This window comes from Pseudomonas sp. KH_027 (assembly GCF_057838565.1).
The window spans coordinates 1310361-1326474 of the sequence record NZ_CM174470.1; the positions used below are offsets into that span (position 1 = coordinate 1310361).

At 61.9% G+C, this 16114-nt stretch carries 18 protein-coding genes; 14 read left to right on the plus strand and 4 right to left on the minus strand.

Going from position 1 to position 16114, the window contains the following annotated elements; all coding sequences use genetic code 11:
* Positions 1 to 158 precede the first annotated feature (158 nt).
* From purL to AC3IYG_RS06145, 3 genes are all read left to right on the plus strand, one after another.
* Positions 159 to 4055 (plus strand): phosphoribosylformylglycinamidine synthase, encoded by a 3897-nt coding sequence (purL, locus tag AC3IYG_RS06135; protein WP_489312878.1) that lies wholly within the window; start codon positions 159 to 161, stop codon positions 4053 to 4055.
* An 18-nt stretch (positions 4056 to 4073) separates the two neighbouring features.
* Positions 4074 to 4412, plus strand: a complete 339-nt coding sequence (locus AC3IYG_RS06140) for a CDGSH iron-sulfur domain-containing protein (protein WP_489312879.1) — start codon at positions 4074 to 4076, stop codon at positions 4410 to 4412.
* 161 nt (positions 4413 to 4573) lie between these two features.
* Positions 4574 to 4891, plus strand: a complete 318-nt coding sequence (locus tag AC3IYG_RS06145; RefSeq protein ID WP_489312880.1) for an NGG1p interacting factor NIF3 — start codon at positions 4574 to 4576, stop codon at positions 4889 to 4891.
* 75 nt (positions 4892 to 4966) lie between these two features.
* Here the strand turns inward: AC3IYG_RS06145 and AC3IYG_RS06150 are convergent, their stop codons facing one another.
* Positions 4967 to 5470: a L,D-transpeptidase family protein gene (locus AC3IYG_RS06150; protein ID WP_489312881.1), complete on the minus strand. Its 504-nt coding sequence runs from the start codon at positions 5468 to 5470 to the stop codon at positions 4967 to 4969.
* 38 nt (positions 5471 to 5508) lie between these two features.
* Positions 5509 to 6063, minus strand: coding sequence for an NUDIX hydrolase (locus AC3IYG_RS06155; RefSeq protein ID WP_489312882.1), 555 nt, complete (start codon positions 6061 to 6063; stop codon positions 5509 to 5511).
* Between the two features lie 172 nt (positions 6064 to 6235).
* Between AC3IYG_RS06155 and AC3IYG_RS06160 the strand changes: the two genes are divergently transcribed.
* From AC3IYG_RS06160 to AC3IYG_RS06180, 5 genes are read left to right on the plus strand one after another with little or no spacing between them, the layout of a single operon-like run.
* Positions 6236 to 6838: a CoA pyrophosphatase gene (locus AC3IYG_RS06160; RefSeq protein ID WP_489313850.1), complete on the plus strand. Its 603-nt coding sequence runs from the start codon at positions 6236 to 6238 to the stop codon at positions 6836 to 6838.
* A 25-nt stretch (positions 6839 to 6863) separates the two neighbouring features.
* Entirely contained in the window at positions 6864 to 7388 is a 525-nt protein-coding gene (locus tag AC3IYG_RS06165) for a gamma carbonic anhydrase family protein (RefSeq protein WP_489312884.1), read from the plus strand.
* Positions 7385 to 7597, plus strand: coding sequence for a DUF1289 domain-containing protein (locus AC3IYG_RS06170; protein ID WP_489312885.1), 213 nt, complete (start codon positions 7385 to 7387; stop codon positions 7595 to 7597). The genes AC3IYG_RS06165 and AC3IYG_RS06170 overlap by 4 nt, the downstream gene beginning before the upstream one ends.
* 33 nt (positions 7598 to 7630) lie before the next feature.
* Positions 7631 to 8812 carry a formate-dependent phosphoribosylglycinamide formyltransferase gene (gene purT, locus AC3IYG_RS06175; protein ID WP_489312887.1) on the plus strand — a complete coding sequence of 394 codons (1182 nt, stop codon included), beginning with the start codon at positions 7631 to 7633 and terminating at the stop codon, positions 8810 to 8812.
* The gene (locus AC3IYG_RS06180; RefSeq protein ID WP_489312888.1) at positions 8809 to 9573 is read left to right on the plus strand and encodes an SGNH/GDSL hydrolase family protein; all 765 of its coding nucleotides are present in this window, start codon (positions 8809 to 8811) and stop codon (positions 9571 to 9573) included. Before purT ends, AC3IYG_RS06180 begins: the two co-directional genes overlap by 4 nt.
* Here the strand turns inward: AC3IYG_RS06180 and AC3IYG_RS06185 are convergent.
* A complete protein-coding gene (locus AC3IYG_RS06185) occupies positions 9559 to 10860 on the minus strand; it encodes an HlyC/CorC family transporter (protein WP_489312889.1) in 1302 nt (433 codons plus the stop codon). The genes AC3IYG_RS06180 and AC3IYG_RS06185 overlap by 15 nt on opposite strands.
* Positions 10861 to 10893: 33 nt before the next feature.
* On the minus strand, positions 10894 to 11694 hold the full coding sequence (locus tag AC3IYG_RS06190; RefSeq protein WP_489312890.1) for a cytochrome C assembly family protein: 801 nt from the start codon (positions 11692 to 11694) through the stop codon (positions 10894 to 10896).
* 157 nt (positions 11695 to 11851) lie between these two features.
* On the opposite strand from AC3IYG_RS06190, the gene ffh reads away from it, so the two are divergent.
* The 6 genes from ffh (at position 11852) to AC3IYG_RS06220 (ending at position 16112) form a co-directional block, all read left to right on the plus strand.
* Positions 11852 to 13225 (plus strand): signal recognition particle protein, encoded by a 1374-nt coding sequence (ffh, locus tag AC3IYG_RS06195; protein ID WP_489312892.1) that lies wholly within the window; start codon positions 11852 to 11854, stop codon positions 13223 to 13225.
* A 190-nt stretch (positions 13226 to 13415) separates the two neighbouring features.
* The gene (rpsP, locus tag AC3IYG_RS06200; protein WP_489312893.1) at positions 13416 to 13667 is read left to right on the plus strand and encodes a 30S ribosomal protein S16; all 252 of its coding nucleotides are present in this window, start codon (positions 13416 to 13418) and stop codon (positions 13665 to 13667) included.
* A 5-nt stretch (positions 13668 to 13672) separates the two neighbouring features.
* Entirely contained in the window at positions 13673 to 14209 is a 537-nt protein-coding gene (rimM, locus tag AC3IYG_RS06205) for a ribosome maturation factor RimM (RefSeq protein WP_489312895.1), read from the plus strand.
* A 20-nt stretch (positions 14210 to 14229) separates the two neighbouring features.
* Positions 14230 to 14982 carry a tRNA (guanosine(37)-N1)-methyltransferase TrmD gene (gene trmD / locus AC3IYG_RS06210; RefSeq protein WP_489312896.1) on the plus strand — a complete coding sequence of 251 codons (753 nt, stop codon included), beginning with the start codon at positions 14230 to 14232 and terminating at the stop codon, positions 14980 to 14982.
* A 42-nt stretch (positions 14983 to 15024) separates the two neighbouring features.
* Positions 15025 to 15375, plus strand: a complete 351-nt coding sequence (rplS, locus tag AC3IYG_RS06215) for a 50S ribosomal protein L19 (RefSeq protein ID WP_489312897.1) — start codon at positions 15025 to 15027, stop codon at positions 15373 to 15375.
* A 305-nt stretch (positions 15376 to 15680) separates the two neighbouring features.
* Positions 15681 to 16112 (plus strand): acyl-CoA thioesterase, encoded by a 432-nt coding sequence (locus tag AC3IYG_RS06220; protein ID WP_489312898.1) that lies wholly within the window; start codon positions 15681 to 15683, stop codon positions 16110 to 16112.
* The last annotated feature ends 2 nt before the right edge of the window (positions 16113 to 16114 follow it).

Genomic DNA, 16114 nt, shown 5'->3' on the forward strand with positions numbered 1-16114 from the left:
TATACGCAAAGCACAGAAGTCGCCATATCTCGACAGCCGGGGTGCTTCTCTGCTAGCACTGAACTGCACGCAGAGCACCCGTCGCGAGTGCCTTGGCGGGAGCTTTGCGCTAGAATGCACGGCCTCAAAGCATCCCCCTTCCCGAGGCTGTCCCGAAGATGTTGATCCTGCGCGGCGCTCCTGCCCTTTCTGCCTTCCGCCACGGCAAGTTACTCGAGCAACTGACCCAGAAGGTCCCCGCTGTCAGCGGTGTGTATGCCGAATTTGCCCACTTTGCCGAGGTCGCCGGCCTGTTGACCGGCGAAGAAGAGAAAGTGCTCGCCCGCCTGCTCAAGTACGGCCCCAGTGTGCCGGTACAAGAGCCGAGCGGCCGACTGTTCCTGGTGTTGCCGCGTTTCGGCACCATTTCGCCCTGGTCGAGCAAGGCCAGCGACATCGCGCGCAACTGCGGCCTGGCGAAGATCCAGCGACTTGAGCGTGGCATTGCCTACTACGTGCTCGGTGAATTCAGCGAGGCGCAGGCCGAACTGATCGCCGCCAGCCTGCATGACCGCATGACTCAGCTGGTATTGGCCGATCTGGAGCAGGCAGCAGGGCTGTTCAGCCATGCCCAGCCCAAGCCGTTGACTGTGGTCGATGTGCTCGCTGGCGGCCGCGCGGCGCTGGCAAAAGCCAACGTCGAGCTGGGTCTGGCCCTGGCGGAAGACGAGATCGACTACCTGGTGACCAGCTTCACCGGCTTGGGGCGTAACCCCCACGACATCGAACTGATGATGTTCGCCCAGGCCAACTCCGAGCATTGCCGGCACAAGATTTTCAATGCCAGCTGGGATATCGACGGCGAGAACCAGGAAAAAAGCCTGTTCGGCATGATCAAGAACACCTTCCAGATGCACGGTGAAGGGGTCTTGTCGGCTTATAAGGACAACGCGGCCGTGATCGAAGGCTCGATCGCCGGGCGTTTCTATCCGAATCCCGAGACCCGCCAGTACGCTGCGGTGCAGGAGCCGGTGCACATCCTGATGAAGGTCGAAACCCATAACCACCCGACTGCGATCGCCCCGTTCCCGGGCGCGTCGACCGGTTCCGGCGGCGAGATCCGCGACGAGGGCGCCACCGGTCGCGGCGCCAAGCCGAAAGCCGGGCTGACCGGTTTCACCGTCTCCAACCTGCAGATCCCGGGTTTCGAGCAGCCGTGGGAAACCCCGTACGGCAAGCCCGAGCGCATCGTCACGGCGCTGGACATCATGATCGAAGGCCCGCTCGGCGGCGCGGCATTCAACAATGAATTCGGGCGCCCGGCACTCACCGGCTACTTCCGTACCTTCGAGCAGGCGATCACCACCCCGCGTGGCGAGGAAGTCCGTGGTTACCACAAGCCGATCATGTTGGCCGGCGGCATGGGCAACATCCGCGCCGAACACGTGCAAAAAGCCGAGATCACCGTCGGTTCCAAGCTGATCGTGCTCGGCGGCCCGGCGATGCTGATTGGTCTGGGCGGCGGTGCAGCCTCCTCGATGGCCACCGGCACCAGCTCGGCCGACCTCGATTTCGCCTCGGTGCAACGTGAAAACCCAGAGATGGAGCGGCGCTGCCAGGAAGTGATCGACCGTTGCTGGCAGCTCGGCGAGCAGAACCCCATCAGCTTCATCCATGACGTCGGTGCCGGCGGTCTGTCCAACGCCTTCCCTGAACTGGTCAACGATGCCGGCCGTGGCGGTCGTTTCGAGCTGCGCGCGGTGCCGAACGACGAGCCGGGCATGGCCCCGCTGGAAATCTGGTGCAACGAATCCCAGGAACGCTACGTGCTGGCGGTCGACGCCGCCGATTTCGAGCGCTTCAAGGCGATCTGCGAGCGCGAGCGTTGCCCGTTCGCCGTGGTCGGCGAGGCCCTTGCAGAGCCGCAGCTGACCGTGGCCGACAGCCATTTCGGCAACAATGCCGTGGATATGCCGCTCGAAGTGCTGCTCGGCAAGGCACCGCGCATGCACCGTTCGGCGAACCGCGAGGCCGAGTTGGGTGATGACTTCGATGCTGCCACCCTGGATATCGGCGCAGCGGTGGAGCGCGTCTTGCACCACCCGGCCGTGGCCAGCAAGAGCTTCCTGATCACCATCGGCGACCGCACCATCACCGGCCTGGTCGCCCGCGATCAGATGGTCGGGCCCTGGCAGGTACCGGTCGCCGATTGCGCCGTGACCGCCGCCAGCTTCGACGTGTACTGCGGCGAAGCCATGGCCATGGGCGAACGCACGCCGCTGGCGCTGCTGGATGCCCCGGCGTCCGGGCGCATGGCGATCGGCGAGACGCTGACCAACATCGCGGCCGCGCGGATCGGCAAGATTTCCGACATCAAACTGTCCGCCAACTGGATGTCCGCCGCCGGTCACCCCGGTGAAGACGCGCGTCTGTACGACACGGTCAAAGCGGTCGGCATGCAGCTGTGCCCGGAGCTGGGTATCACCATCCCGGTCGGCAAAGACTCGATGTCGATGAAAACCCGCTGGACGGAGGAGGGCGCCGAGAAGAGCGTGACCTCGCCGCTGTCCTTGATCGTATCCGGCTTCGCCCCGGTGCTCGACGTGCGCCAGACCCTGACCCCGCAGCTGCGCATGGACAAGGGCGTGACCGATCTGATCCTGATCGACCTCGGCCGCGGGCAGAACCGCATGGGCGCGTCGATTCTCGCCCAGGTGCATGGTCAGTTGGGCCGCGAAGCGCCGGACGTCGACGATGCCGAAGACCTGAAGGCGTTCTTCGCCGTGATCCAGGGTTTGAATGCCGATGGTCACCTGCTGTCTTACCACGACCGTTCCGACGGTGGCTTGCTGGTGACCGTGCTGGAAATGGCTTTCGCCGGCCATTGCGGTCTGAATATCGCCCTCGATACATTGGCGGATAACCGCGAAGCGCTGGCCGCCGTGCTGTTCAACGAAGAACTTGGCGCGGTGATCCAGGTGCGTCAGGACTCGACCCCGGAAGTGCTGGCGCAATTCAGCGCGGCGGGCCTGGGCGATTGCGTGGCGGTGATCGGCCAGCCGTTGAATAACGGCGAGGTGACCTTCAGTTTCAACGACCAGCCGGTATTCGCCGGTCAGCGTCGCTTGTTGCAGCGCCAGTGGGCCGAGACCAGCTACCAGATCCAGCGCCTGCGCGACAACGTCGAGTGTGCCGAGCAGGAGTTCGATGCGCTACTGGAAGAGGACAACCCGGGCCTGAGCGTCAAGCTCGGCTTCGACGTCAACCAGGACATCGCGGCACCCTTTATCAAGAAAAACATCCGTCCGCAGATCGCGGTCTTGCGTGAGCAAGGGGTCAACGGCCAGGTCGAGATGGCGGCGGCTTTCGACCGCGCCGGCTTCAACGCGATCGACGTGCACATGAGCGATATTCTCGCCGGGCGTGTCGACCTCGACGCCTTCAAGGGGCTGGTCGCCTGCGGCGGTTTCTCCTACGGCGACGTGCTCGGTGCCGGTGAGGGCTGGGCCAAGTCGATCCTGTTCAACAACCGTGCCCGCGACGCCTTCAGTGCGTTTTTCGAGCGCAAGGACAGCTTCAGTCTCGGTGTGTGCAACGGCTGCCAGATGCTCTCCAACCTGCACGAGCTGGTTCCGGGTAGCGAGTTCTGGCCACACTTCGTGCGCAACCGCTCCGAGCAGTTCGAGGCGCGGGTGGCGATGGTGCAAGTGCAGGAGTCGGCCTCGATCTTCCTGCAGGGCATGGCGGGTTCGCGGATGCCAATCGCCATCGCCCACGGCGAGGGTTACGCCGAGTTCGAAAGCGAGGAGGCCTTGCTCGAAGCCGATCTGTCCGGCTGCGTGTCGCTGCGCTTTATCGACAACCACGGCAAGGTGACCGAGACCTACCCGGCCAACCCGAACGGCTCGCCGCGCGGGATTACCGGCCTGACCAGCCGCGACGGCCGCGTAACGCTGATGATGCCGCACCCGGAGCGCGTATTCCGCGCCGCACAGAACTCCTGGCGCCCGGAAGAGTGGCAGGAAGATGGTGGCTGGCTACGGATGTTCCGCAACGCTCGCGTCTGGGTCAACTAAGGGGCGGGAGGCGCCGGCATGGGTACATTGCCGGCGCCTTCGGGCGAGCAGGCTTGCGTTGAACCCGCTGCCGGCGTCGCCTCCGCGCCAGTGCCCATGCATGCCCCTGTCCTGCCTGAGGTGCGCCTGGTTCAGCCGGGCGCGACCTTACGGCTGTGTACCTGCGGCCGCTCGCCGCAATTGCCTGATTGTTCCGCCGATTGCACGCTGGGCTTGAGCCCTTCGATCCTGCGCGAGCAGCATCTGCTGCTCTGCCGCTGCGGCCACTCCAAGCGCTTGCCGTATTGCGATGGCAGTCACAACCCGCCGGCGCGGTCGTTGAAAGCCAAGTGGCGCCGCTTTTGGGCTGGGCATTAGCTCGCGGCGACTGATGGCCAAGTGCTCTATGCACGACTGAACGCTCTGGCGGTTGCCGGGTCAAATTGCAGATGTGTGAACTGCGCCGCCTGACAGTTTTGTGGCGTAATGCCATCATCTGTCGGCTGCTGTTCAATCTGCCATTACCTGCGGAGAGCTTGATGTACAAACTGTGTTTTTATGTGCCGGAAAGCCATCTGGAGGTCGTTAAGAATGCGGTTTTTGCCGCCGGTGCCGGGCGTATTGGTGCCTATGACAGTTGTTGCTGGCAAGTCCTCGGACAGGGGCAGTTCCGGCCTCTGGCGGGCAGCCAGCCTTATGTCGGCCAGACGGGCCTGGTCGAGCAGTTGGCGGAATGGAAAGTCGAGTTGGTGGTGGCTGACGAGCTGATCCATGCGGCGGTCAAGGCTTTGCGCGTAGCGCACCCCTACGAGACGCCGGCATTCGAAGTGTGGCGTTTGTCGGATCTGGTGTTCTGAAGGCTGCGCCTGATAAAAGTCATAAAAAAAAGCGCCCGAGGGCGCTTTTTTGCTGTCTGCCAAAGGTGTTCTGCCTCAGGGGCGGATTTCGATCATCGTGCCGTCTTTGACCAACTGCCAGATTTCACGCATGTCGGCATTCTTCATGGCGATGCAGCCCTCGGTCCAGTCCAGGGTATGGAAATACCACTCCGGGTATTCCTCATCCAGCGGCGTGCCGTGGATCATGATCATGCCGCCCGGCGGAACGCCTTCGCGGCGCGCGTTCGCCTGGTCGCGGATATTGGGGTAGGAGATGTGCATGGCCAGGTTGTATTTCTCGCTGTTCTTGCGCCAGTCGATCCAATAGAAACCTTCAGGAGTGCGGCGGTCGCCCTCGCGCTGTTTCGCGCCTTGCGGCTGCTTGCCGAGGGATACGCGATAGGACTTCAGCACTTCGCCGCGGCCCATCAGCAGCAGCTTGTGCTCGGCCTTCAGCACCAGAACCTTGTCCACGGCTTTGCCGTTGAGGGTCGGTGCGGCATTGGCGTGCGATAACGTGGCAAAAGATAAACAGAGAACCGCTAACAACCAACGCATCGGAGCTATATCCCAGGTCTTCGGAGCCGCCATGGCGGTCAGGTTTTCTTGTAGTGCGGGCGCAAGGCCTCGAGCGGCTCGTTGCGCACGGAGTAGCGCTGCGCTACCCGGTCGGCGAAATAGCATTCTAAGGTACGGCCGACTGTCGGGAAAGCCAGCTCTGACCAAGGGATGTCGTGTTCGTGGAACAATTTCACTTCCAGGCTTTCCGTACCGACGGCAAAGTCCAGGTCCACCAGTTCGGCGCGGAAGAACACGTACACCTGGCTGATATGTGGCAGGTCGAACAGGGTGTAGAGGCTCAGCCCTTGCACGCGGGCGCAGGCTTCTTCCAGTGTTTCCCGGGCGGCCGCCTGCTGCATGGTTTCACCGTTCTCCATGAAGCCGGCGGGGAGTGTCCAGTAGCCGCGGCGCGGCTCGATCGCGCGGCGACAGAGCAGTATCTGCTCGCCCCATACGGGCAGGCAGCCGGCGACTATTCGCGGGTTCTGGTAATGGATGGTCTGGCAGTCTGCGCAGACGAAGCGTGGGCGGTTGTCGCCTTCCGGGATGCGTTGCGTCACCGGGCCGCCGCACTGGCTACAAAATTTCATGCCGTGTCCTCTCTATGCATCCCTCTATCTTGGCGCGCCACGGGCCTTGGCGGCAAGTTGTCGCAGGCGGCAAAGTCACGCGGCTGAATGATGCGACCTGATGGTGCAGGGCTTGGGCGCGCCGGTCCTTTCATGCCATGATGCCAAGCAGAACAAAAGACCGAGAATGCCCATGCTCGATGAGCTGCTCCAACGTGTGCGCGACTACACGCCACGCGTGCTGGAGACCGATCATAGCTTCCCCGAGGCGGCGGTGCTGATGCCCATCACCCGCAGCGATTCGCCGGAGCTGGTACTGACATTGCGTGCCAGTGGTCTGTCGACCCACGGTGGCGAAGTCGCCTTTCCCGGCGGCCGGCGCGATCCGGAAGACACCGACCTGATCCACACCGCGCTGCGTGAGGCGCAGGAGGAGATCGGCCTGCCGGCGGGCCTGGTCGAAGTGATCGGCCCCCTCAGCAGCCTGGTGTCGCGCCACGGCATCCAGGTCACGCCTTATGTCGGGGTGGTTCCCGATTACGTCGAGTACCAGGCCAACGATGGCGAGATCGCCTCGGTGTTCACGGTGCCGCTGGCGTTCTTTCGCGACGACCCGCGGGAGCTGACCCATCGCATCGACTACCTCGGGCACAGTTGGTATGTACCGAGTTATCGCTACGGCGAATATAAAATCTGGGGGCTGACCGCGATCATGGTGGTGGAGCTGGTCAATCTGCTTTACGACGCCGGGATCTCCCTGCATCAGCCGCCCCAATCCTTTATCCATCTGGGCTGAATGGCCGCCGTTGCGAGGACAGAGCATGAAGTATCGCCTGGGACAGTCGAGTGTCGAGGTGCATCCAGAGAGCTGGGTGGCGCCCAATGCCACCCTGGTTGGCAAGGTCAAGCTGGAGCCCGGCGCTAGCGTCTGGTTCAACGCCGTGCTGCGTGGCGACAACGAACTGATCCATATTGGCGAGAACAGCAACGTGCAGGACGGCACGGTGATGCACACCGATATGGGCTATCCGCTGTCCATCGGCAAGGGCGTGACCATTGGCCATAATGCCATGCTGCATGGCTGTTCGGTCGGCGAATACAGCCTGATCGGCATCAACGCCGTGGTGCTCAACGGCGCCAAGATCGGCAAATATTGCATCATCGGCGCCAACGCCTTGATTGGCGAAGGCAAGGAAATTCCGGATGGTTCTCTGGTCATGGGCTCGCCGGGCAAGGTGGTGCGCGAACTGACGGAGGCGCAGAAGAAAATGCTCGAAGCCAGTGCTGCGCATTACGTGCATAACGCCCAACGCTATGCCCGCGATCTGGTCGAGCAGGATCAGTGATGGCCGTTGAGCGCCCATTGGCCTCGCCTTGCGTGAATGTCTGTGCGCTGGACGATGCGGATATCTGCATCGGTTGCCAGCGCAACGTGGATGAAATCACCCGCTGGAGCCGCATGGACAACCATGAGCGACGCCAGGTGCTGAGCCTCTGCCTGGAGCGCGCCCGCGCCAATGGCCAGTTGCTGCTCGAGCCGAAACAACCCGTTTGATTGCCGAATCATTCCATTTCTAAGGAAGTGCCCATGCCTCGTATCGGAACCCCTTTGTCGTCGAGTGCGACACGTGTCTTGCTCTGTGGCTCCGGCGAGCTGGGCAAGGAAGTCGTAATCGAGTTGCAGCGCCTGGGTGTCGAGGTGATTGCCGTCGACCGTTACGCCAATGCGCCGGCCATGCAGGTGGCGCATCGCAGCCACGTCATCGACATGCTCGACGGCGCGGCGTTGCGCGCGGTCATCGAGTTGGAGCGCCCGCACTACATCGTTCCGGAAATCGAAGCCATTGCCACCGCCACCCTGGCTGAACTGGAGGCCGAGGGCTTTACCGTGATTCCCACGGCGCGTGCGGCGCAGTTGACCATGAACCGAGAGGGTATTCGCCGGCTGGCGGCCGAAGAGTTGGGCCTGCCGACTTCGCCTTACCGCTTTGCCGATTCCTTCGAGGAATGTCAGGCGGCGGTCGAGGCGCTGGGCTTTCCGTGTTTGATCAAGCCGATCATGAGTTCCTCGGGCAAGGGCCAGTCGGTATTGAAAAGCCCGGCCGATCTGCAGGCCGCCTGGGATTATGCCCAGGCCGGTGGCCGTGCGGGCAAGGGGCGGGTGATAGTCGAGGGCTTCATCGACTTCGACTATGAAATTGCCTTGCTCACCGTGCGCCATGTTGGCGGTACGACCTTCTGCCAGCCGGTCGGCCACCGCCAGGTCAGGGGCGATTACCAGGAGTCCTGGCAGCCGCAGGTGATGAGCCCGAAGGCGCGTGCCGAGGCCGAGCGGATTGCTCTGGCCGTCACGGGGTCGCTGGGCGGGCGTGGCTTGTTCGGCGTCGAACTGTTCGTCAAAGGCGATCAGGTGTGGTTCTGCGAAATTTCGCCGCGCCCCCACGATACCGGGCTGGTGACGCTGATTTCCCAGGATCTCTCCGAATTTGCCCTGCATGCCCGAGCGATTCTGGGCCTGCCGATTCCGGCGATTCGCCAGCTCGGCCCTTCGGCTTCCGCGGTGGTGTTGGTGGAAGGTAAATCGACGCAAACCAGTTTCGCCAACCTCGGTGCTGCCCTGAGCGAGCCGGATACCGCACTGCGCCTGTTCGGCAAGCCTGAGGTCAGCGGCCAGCGGCGCATGGGCGTGGCCCTTGCCCGTGACGAGTCGGTCGAGGCCGCTCGCGCCAAGGCCACTCGCGCGGCCCAGGCGGTGACTGTCGCCTTTTGATGCGCTGGCGCGGCTGGGCCTGGTGGGCGATCGTGCTGCCGTTATTACCGCTGTTGCTGCCGCTGGCGCTGCAGACCCGGCGCCAAGCGCTGCGACTGGCGCCCGCCGCCGGCCCGACCCTCGGCTTGGCGGGTGAGGCGTTTGCAGGGGCGCCGCTGCGGCTGCTGTTGCTCGGCGAGTCGACGGTGGCGGGAGTGGGGGCTTCCTGCCTGGATCTGGCCTTGGCCGGGCAGCTGGCTAGCGCTCTGGCCGAGCGGCTGGAGCGGCCGGTGGCCTGGCGCGCCGTGGGCGAGAATGGCATCACGGCCGCGCAGGCCTGTCAGCGCTGGCTGCCCGCGATGCAGGTGCAACCTGGCGAGTGGGTGATGCTGGTCTTTGGTGTCAACGACACCACCCACGGCAGTTCTGCGCGCAGCTGGAACAGCGCACTTGCACGTTTGGTCGGGCATTTTCGTGGACAGGGCGCGCAGGTGCTCTGCACCGCCGTGCCGCCTCTCCAGCATTTCAGTGCCTTGCCCTGGTTGCTGCGGCAACTGCTGGGTTGGCGTGCCAGCCTGCTGGATAACCAGTTGCGCCTGCTGGCGCGACGCCTGGACGTGGCCTATTGCCCGGCGGCAATCAGCCTGCGCAAGGATTACCTGGCGATCGACGGTTATCACCCGTCGGTGCTCGGCTATCGCGTCTGGGGCGAGTTGCTGGCGCTGTGGCTGAGTGAACAGTCTGGCTGGGGTGCGCGGGGCGATCGCTCAGCCGCGGCCTGATTGGTCTTGCGGCGCGGGCTGGACGATTGGCGCCGGCCGCCAGACTCGTACGCTCTTCACCCGATTGTCGGTGGACTGCAGGATTTCCAGCCGATAGGGACCGATCTTCAGGCATACGGCGTTATCTGGAATGCTTTCCAGGGCCTCGGTGATCAGGCCGTTGAGGGTTTTGGGGCCATCGCATGGCAGGCTCCAGCCCAGCGCCTTGTTCACTTCGCGGATGTAGGCGGCGCCGTCGATGACTTGCGTGCCGTCCTCCTGCGGGTGGATATCCGGGCTGCGCAGCGTGTCCTGGTTGCTAAAGTCGCCGACTATCTCTTCGAGTATGTCTTCCAGGGTGACGATGCCGAGCACATCGCCATACTCGTCGACGACGATGCCGATGCGCATTTTCTGTTTCTGGAAATTCAGCAACTGGGTCGACAGTGGCGTGCTTTCCGGGACGAAATACGGCTCGTGGCTGGCTTGGCTGAGGGCTTCCTTGGTCAGTTGGTCGTGGGTCAGCAGGCGGGCGATCTGGCGCATATGCACCACGCCTTCGATCTGGTTGATGTCGCTGCGAAACACCGGCAAGCGCGTGTGGGACGTGGTGCGCAGTTGGGTGATGATGTCCTCCAGCGGGTCTTCCAGGTCGATCCCGGCGACTTCGTTGCGCGGGATCATGATGTCGTTAACCGTCACGGTTTCCAGGTCGAGAATGCTGAGCAGCATGCTCTGGCGGTTCTGTGGCAACTGGTGACTGGACTCGCGCACCAGGCCGCGCAGCTCCTCGGTGCTCAGGCCGTCATCGCGTTTGCTCTTGGGGTCGACCCCGAACAGCCTGAGCAGGCCGTTGCTCAGGCCATTGAGCGCCCATACCAGCGGCGAGAGGAACTCCAAGAGCAGCATCAGCGGCAGGCTGAAGGGGTAGGCGATGGCTTCCGGGCGCAGGATGGCCAGTGTTTTTGGGGCGATTTCCCCGAATACCAAAAGGATGATGGTCAGCGCCACGGCGGCGATCGCGATGCCGGCTTCGCCCCACAGCTGCATGGCCAGTACGGTGGCGACCGCAGCGGCACAGATGTTCACGAAGGTGTTGCCGACCAGGATGATGCCTAGCAGGCGGTCCGGGCGGCTGAGGAGGGTGCTGGCGCGTTTGGCGCCGCGGTGGCCCTGCTTGGCCAGCTCGCGCAGGCGGTAGCGGTTGAGGCTGAGCATGCCGGTTTCGGAGCTGGAGAAAAACGCCGAGCAGGCAATCAGGAAAATCAGCAGGCCGATCAGGAATCTGGGATCTAAAAAATCGAACACTGGGGGCGGCCTAAAATTGAATGTCAATAGAACCTATATGTGCAGAATGAATTCGCGTACCAGTTTGCTGCCGAAATACGCCAGCATCAGCAGGCAGAAGCCCGCCAGCGTCCAGCGAATCGCCTTGTGCCCGCGCCAGCCGCGTTGATGCCGGCCCCACAGCAGTACGGCGAAAATCGTCCAGGCGATGCAGGCGAGCAAGGTTTTGTGGGCCAGGTGCTGAGCGAACAGGTCTTCGAGAAACAGCCAGCCGGACAGCAGCGACAGCGACAGCAACACCCAGCCAGCCCAGAGAAAACCGAACAGCAGGCTTTCCATGGTTTGCAGTGGCGGGAAGTTCTTGATCAGGCCTGAGGGGTGCTTGTGCTTGAGTTGATGGTCCTGCACCAGCAGCAGCAGGGACTGGAACACGGCGATGGTCAGCATGCCGTACGCCAGGATCGACAGGAGGATATGCGCCAGGATGCCGGGCGCCTCGTCGATCACCTGCACCGTGCCGGCTGGCACGAATTGCGCCAGCAACACCGTCAGGCCGCCCAGCGGCAGGAATAGTAACAGCAGGTTTTCCACCGGAATGCGTATGCAGGCCAACAAGGTCAACAGGATGGCGGCATAGACGATCAGGCTGGCGGCACTGAAGAAGTCCAGGGACAGCCCGGACACGGCGTGCAGCTGCATGAACAGGCTGCCGCCATGGAAGAACAGGGCGAGCGCGACGAGCAGCGCGAGCAGGCGTTTGTCCGGCACTGTGCGCTGTGATAAACGCAGGCCTTGATAAGCGGTGGCGCCGATATAGAAGCCGGCGGCAGCGAGGCTGGGCAGCAGAGGGTGCATAAATCCTTGTAAGGCGAGCCCGAAAGGGCGTGAGTGTGGCATAAAACTGCCATTTCACGAAAGACCGCTGGCGGTGTCGGCGTTGCGGAGTCTTGGTTATAATCGGCCGCTTGCCGCAAGCTCAACCTCGGCTCTTGAAAGCCTGAAAGGAACGCGCATGTTCGAAAATCTTACCGACCGCCTCTCCCAGACCCTGCGGAATGTCACCGGCAAAGCCAAGCTGACCGAGGACAATATCAAGGACACCTTGCGTGAAGTGCGCATGGCCTTGCTCGAAGCCGACGTGGCGTTGCCGGTGGTCAAGGACTTCGTCAACAAGGTCAAGGATCGCGCGGTCGGCACCGAGGTGTCGAAAAGCCTGACGCCTGGGCAGGCCTTCGTGAAGATCGTCCGCGCCGAGCTCGAAGAGCTGATGGGCGCGGCCAACGAAGACCTGGCGTTGAACACGACTCCGCCTGCGGTGGTGCTGATGGCGGGCCTGCAAGGTGCGGGCAAGACCACCACGGTCGGCAAGCTGGCGCGTTTTCTGAAAGAGCGCAAAAAGAAAACCGTGATGGTGGTCTCGGCGGACGTATACCGCCCGGCGGCGATCAAGCAGCTGGAAACCTTGGCCGCCGACATCGGCGTGACCTTCTTTCCTTCGGATCTCAGTCAGAAACCGGTGGCCATCGCTGAAGCGGCGATCCGGGAAGCCAAGCTCAAGTTCATCGATGTGGTGATCGTCGATACCGCCGGTCGCCTGCACATCGATGCCGAAATGATGGCCGAAATCCAGGCCGTGCATGCCGCGATCAAGCCGATCGAAACCCTGTTCGTGGTTGACGCGATGACCGGCCAGGACGCCGCCAATACCGCCAAGGCCTTCGGCGATGCGCTGCCGCTGACGGGCGTCGTGCTGACCAAGGTCGACGGCGATGCGCGTGGCGGCGCGGCCTTGTCGGTGCGGGCGATTACCGGCAAGCCGATCAAGTTTATCGGTATGGGCGAGAAGAGCGATGCGCTCGAGCCCTTCCATCCGGATCGGATCGCTTCGCGCATCCTCGGCATGGGCGATGTGCTCAGCTTGATCGAGCAGGCCGAGCAGAACCTCGACCGGGAAAAAGCCGACAAACTGGCGAAGAAGCTGAAGAAAGGCAAAGGCTTCGATCTGGAAGATTTCCGCGATCAGTTGCAGCAGATGAAAAGCATGGGCGGCCTCGGCGGCTTGATGGACAAGCTGCCGCAGATGGGCGGCGTCAACCTGGCGCAAATGGGTAACGCCCAGGGGGCGGCGGAGAAGCAGTTCAAACAGATGGAGGCCATCATCAACTCGATGACTCCGGGCGAACGGCGTGACCCTGACGTCATCAGCGGCTCGCGCAAACGCCGCATTGCCATGGGCTCCGGCACCCAGGTGCAGGACATCGGGCGGCTGATCAAGCAGCACAAACAGATGCAGAAAATGATGAAAAAGGTCACTGCCAAAGGCGGCATGGCCAAGATGATGCGCGGCATGGGCGGGATGTTTCCGGGTGGCATGCCGAAGATGTAAGGGCTTGTTCAGCCTCTGCCAGATCGGCTCTCGCGCTGTTCATGCGGAGGCTCCAAGGGTGGCTGTCGATAGGCGGCTGAAAAAGAGATTTGCAAAAAGCCTGATAATCCTTAGAATATGCGGCCTTTCGGGCCTAGTGCCCAGCATGCATTTTTAGTTTTGCAGCACCGACTACAGGAACGATGTTCACATGGTAACCATCCGTCTTGCCCGTGGCGGCTCCAAGAAGCGCCCGTTTTACCACCTGACCGTGACCGACAGCCGCAATGCGCGCGACGGTCGTTTTGTTGAGCGTATTGGGTTCTTCAACCCGATCGCCGCTGGTGGTGAAGTTCGTTTGTCCGTTGATCAAGAGCGCGCTACCTACTGGCTCGGCCAGGGCGCTCAGCCGTCTGAGCGCGTTGCTCAGCTGCTCAAGGATGCCGCTAAGGCAGCAGCCTAAGCAGCATGAACGCGACGCCAGCTCCCGCCGATGATTTGATCGTCATCGGTAAGATTGTTTCGGTGCACGGTGTTCGCGGCGAAGTGAAGGTCTTTTCCTTTACCGATCCGATTGACAACCTGCTGGATTACAGTAGCTGGACGCTCAAGCGTGACGGCGATGTTCGACAGGTTGAGCTGGCCAGTGGACGCTTGCAAAACAAGGTCCTCGTGGCAAAGCTGAAGGGGCTCGATGACCGTGAAGAGGCACGTCTTCTCGCGGGTTTCGAAATTTGTGTGCTCCGCAGCTTGCTCCCAGATCTGACCGACGGCGAGTACTACTGGTACCAGCTGAAAGGTTTGAAGGTTATCGACCAGGCCGGGCAATTGCTCGGGCGCATCGACCACCTGCTGGAAACTGGCGCTAATGATGTGATGGTGGTCAAGCCCTGCGCCGACAGCCTCGATGACCGTGAACGCTTGCTGCCCTACACGGCGCATTGTGTGTTGACGGTAGATCTGGCGGCCGGCGAGATGCGGGTTGACTGGGATGCGGACTTTTAAGCAACTGGTTAGTAGGAATCATGGCTAGCCTGCGCGTCGAAGTCATCAGCTTGTTCCCGGAAATGTTTGCTGCCATCAGCGAATACGGCATTACCAGCCGCGCGGTAAAGCAGGGGCTCTTGCAGCTGACCTGCTGGAATCCACGGAGCTACACCGAAGATCGTCACCAGACGGTGGATGATCGGCCTTTCGGTGGCGGTCCGGGCATGGTGATGAAAATCAAGCCTCTGGAAGGCGCTTTGGCAGATGCCAAGCTGGCCGCCGGAGAGAAGGCGAAGGTTATTTACCTGTCGCCGCAGGGGCGTCGATTGAATCAGTCGGCGGTCCGCGAACTGGCGAAAGAGGAGGCTCTGATCCTCATCGCCGGGCGTTATGAAGGCATCGATGAGCGTTTCATTGAAGCGCATGTCGATGAAGAGTGGTCGATTGGCGACTATGTACTCTCCGGTGGCGAGCTACCGGCGATGGTCCTGATCGATGCGGTGACGCGTCTGCTGCCCGGTGCATTGGGGCATGCGGATTCGGCCGAGGAAGACTCCTTTACGGATGGCTTGCTCGACTGCCCGCATTACACCCGGCCGGAGGTGTATGCGGATAAGCGCGTTCCCGACGTGTTGCTCAGTGGCAATCACGCACATATCCGGCGTTGGCGTTTGCAGCAGTCCCTTGGGCGGACGAGTGAACGGCGCGCCGATCTTCTGGAAAGCCGCTCGCTTTCTGGAGAAGAGAAAAAGCTGTTGGCGGAGTACCTCCGGCAACGGGACGATAGTTAACGTATCGATGGCAAGCCAGTTGGTTTGTCTTAGGAGCACAGCATGACTAACAAGATTATTCTGGCACTCGAAGCAGAACAGATGAGCAAAGTGATTCCTCCTTTCGCTCCGGGCGACACCATTGTCGTTCAGGTTAAAGTGAAGGAAGGCGATCGTTCGCGTCTGCAGGCGTTCGAAGGCGTAGTAATCGCCAAGCGTAACCGTGGTGTGAACAGTGCTTTCACTGTTCGTAAAATCTCCAACGGCGTTGGCGTTGAGCGTACCTTCCAGACTTACAGCCCGCTGGTTGACAGCCTGGCAGTCAAGCGTCGCGGCGACGTGCGTAAAGCCAAGCTTTACTACCTCCGCGACCTGTCCGGCAAGGCAGCGCGTATCAAGGAAAAACTGGTTTAACTCCAGCTTTCTTTGCGAAAAAAGCAGCCTGCGGGCTGCTTTTTTCTTGCCTGAAATTTCTCGGGCGATAGTTACCGGTGAAGGTGTTCGCGAATTAGTCGAGCAAAGTTGAGGCCCCGCGAACAGAAGCGAGGACGCGCAGTTGATTCTAGTCAATGAGCATTCCGAACCGATGTTCACGCAGCATCAGCGATGTGCAGACAGTAAGAAGCAGCATCGCACTCCCTGCCCGGGCGGCAGCGCATAACAACGACAATATCCGCAGCACAGTGGCAGCCACAGAGATCGACTCAGGCAGTAGTGGCATGACCCCTAGAGAGCAAGAAATTCTCCGACGTACCGATTTATCGCAAACCCACGTCACCAAGGCGGTATTCCCGCCGGCCACCAACCACCACAACACCCTGTTCGGCGGCACCGCGCTGGCCTGGATGGATGAAGTGTCGTTCATTACCGCCACGCACTTTTGCCGTTTACCGCTGGTCACGGTGTCTTCCGATCGCATCGATTTCAATCATCCAATCCCCGCCGGCTCCATCGTCGAGCTGATTGGCCGGGTGGTGAAGGTCGGCAATACCAGCCTCAAGGTGGCGGTCGAGGTGTTCGTCGAGGGGATGTACTGCGACGGCCGGCAGAAGGCCATCAGCGGCCTGTTCAGCTTCGTCGCCATCGACGAGGACAAGCATCCGGTACCGGTACTGCCGGAGGCGCTGCTGCAACTTGGCGTTGCGGTTTGACT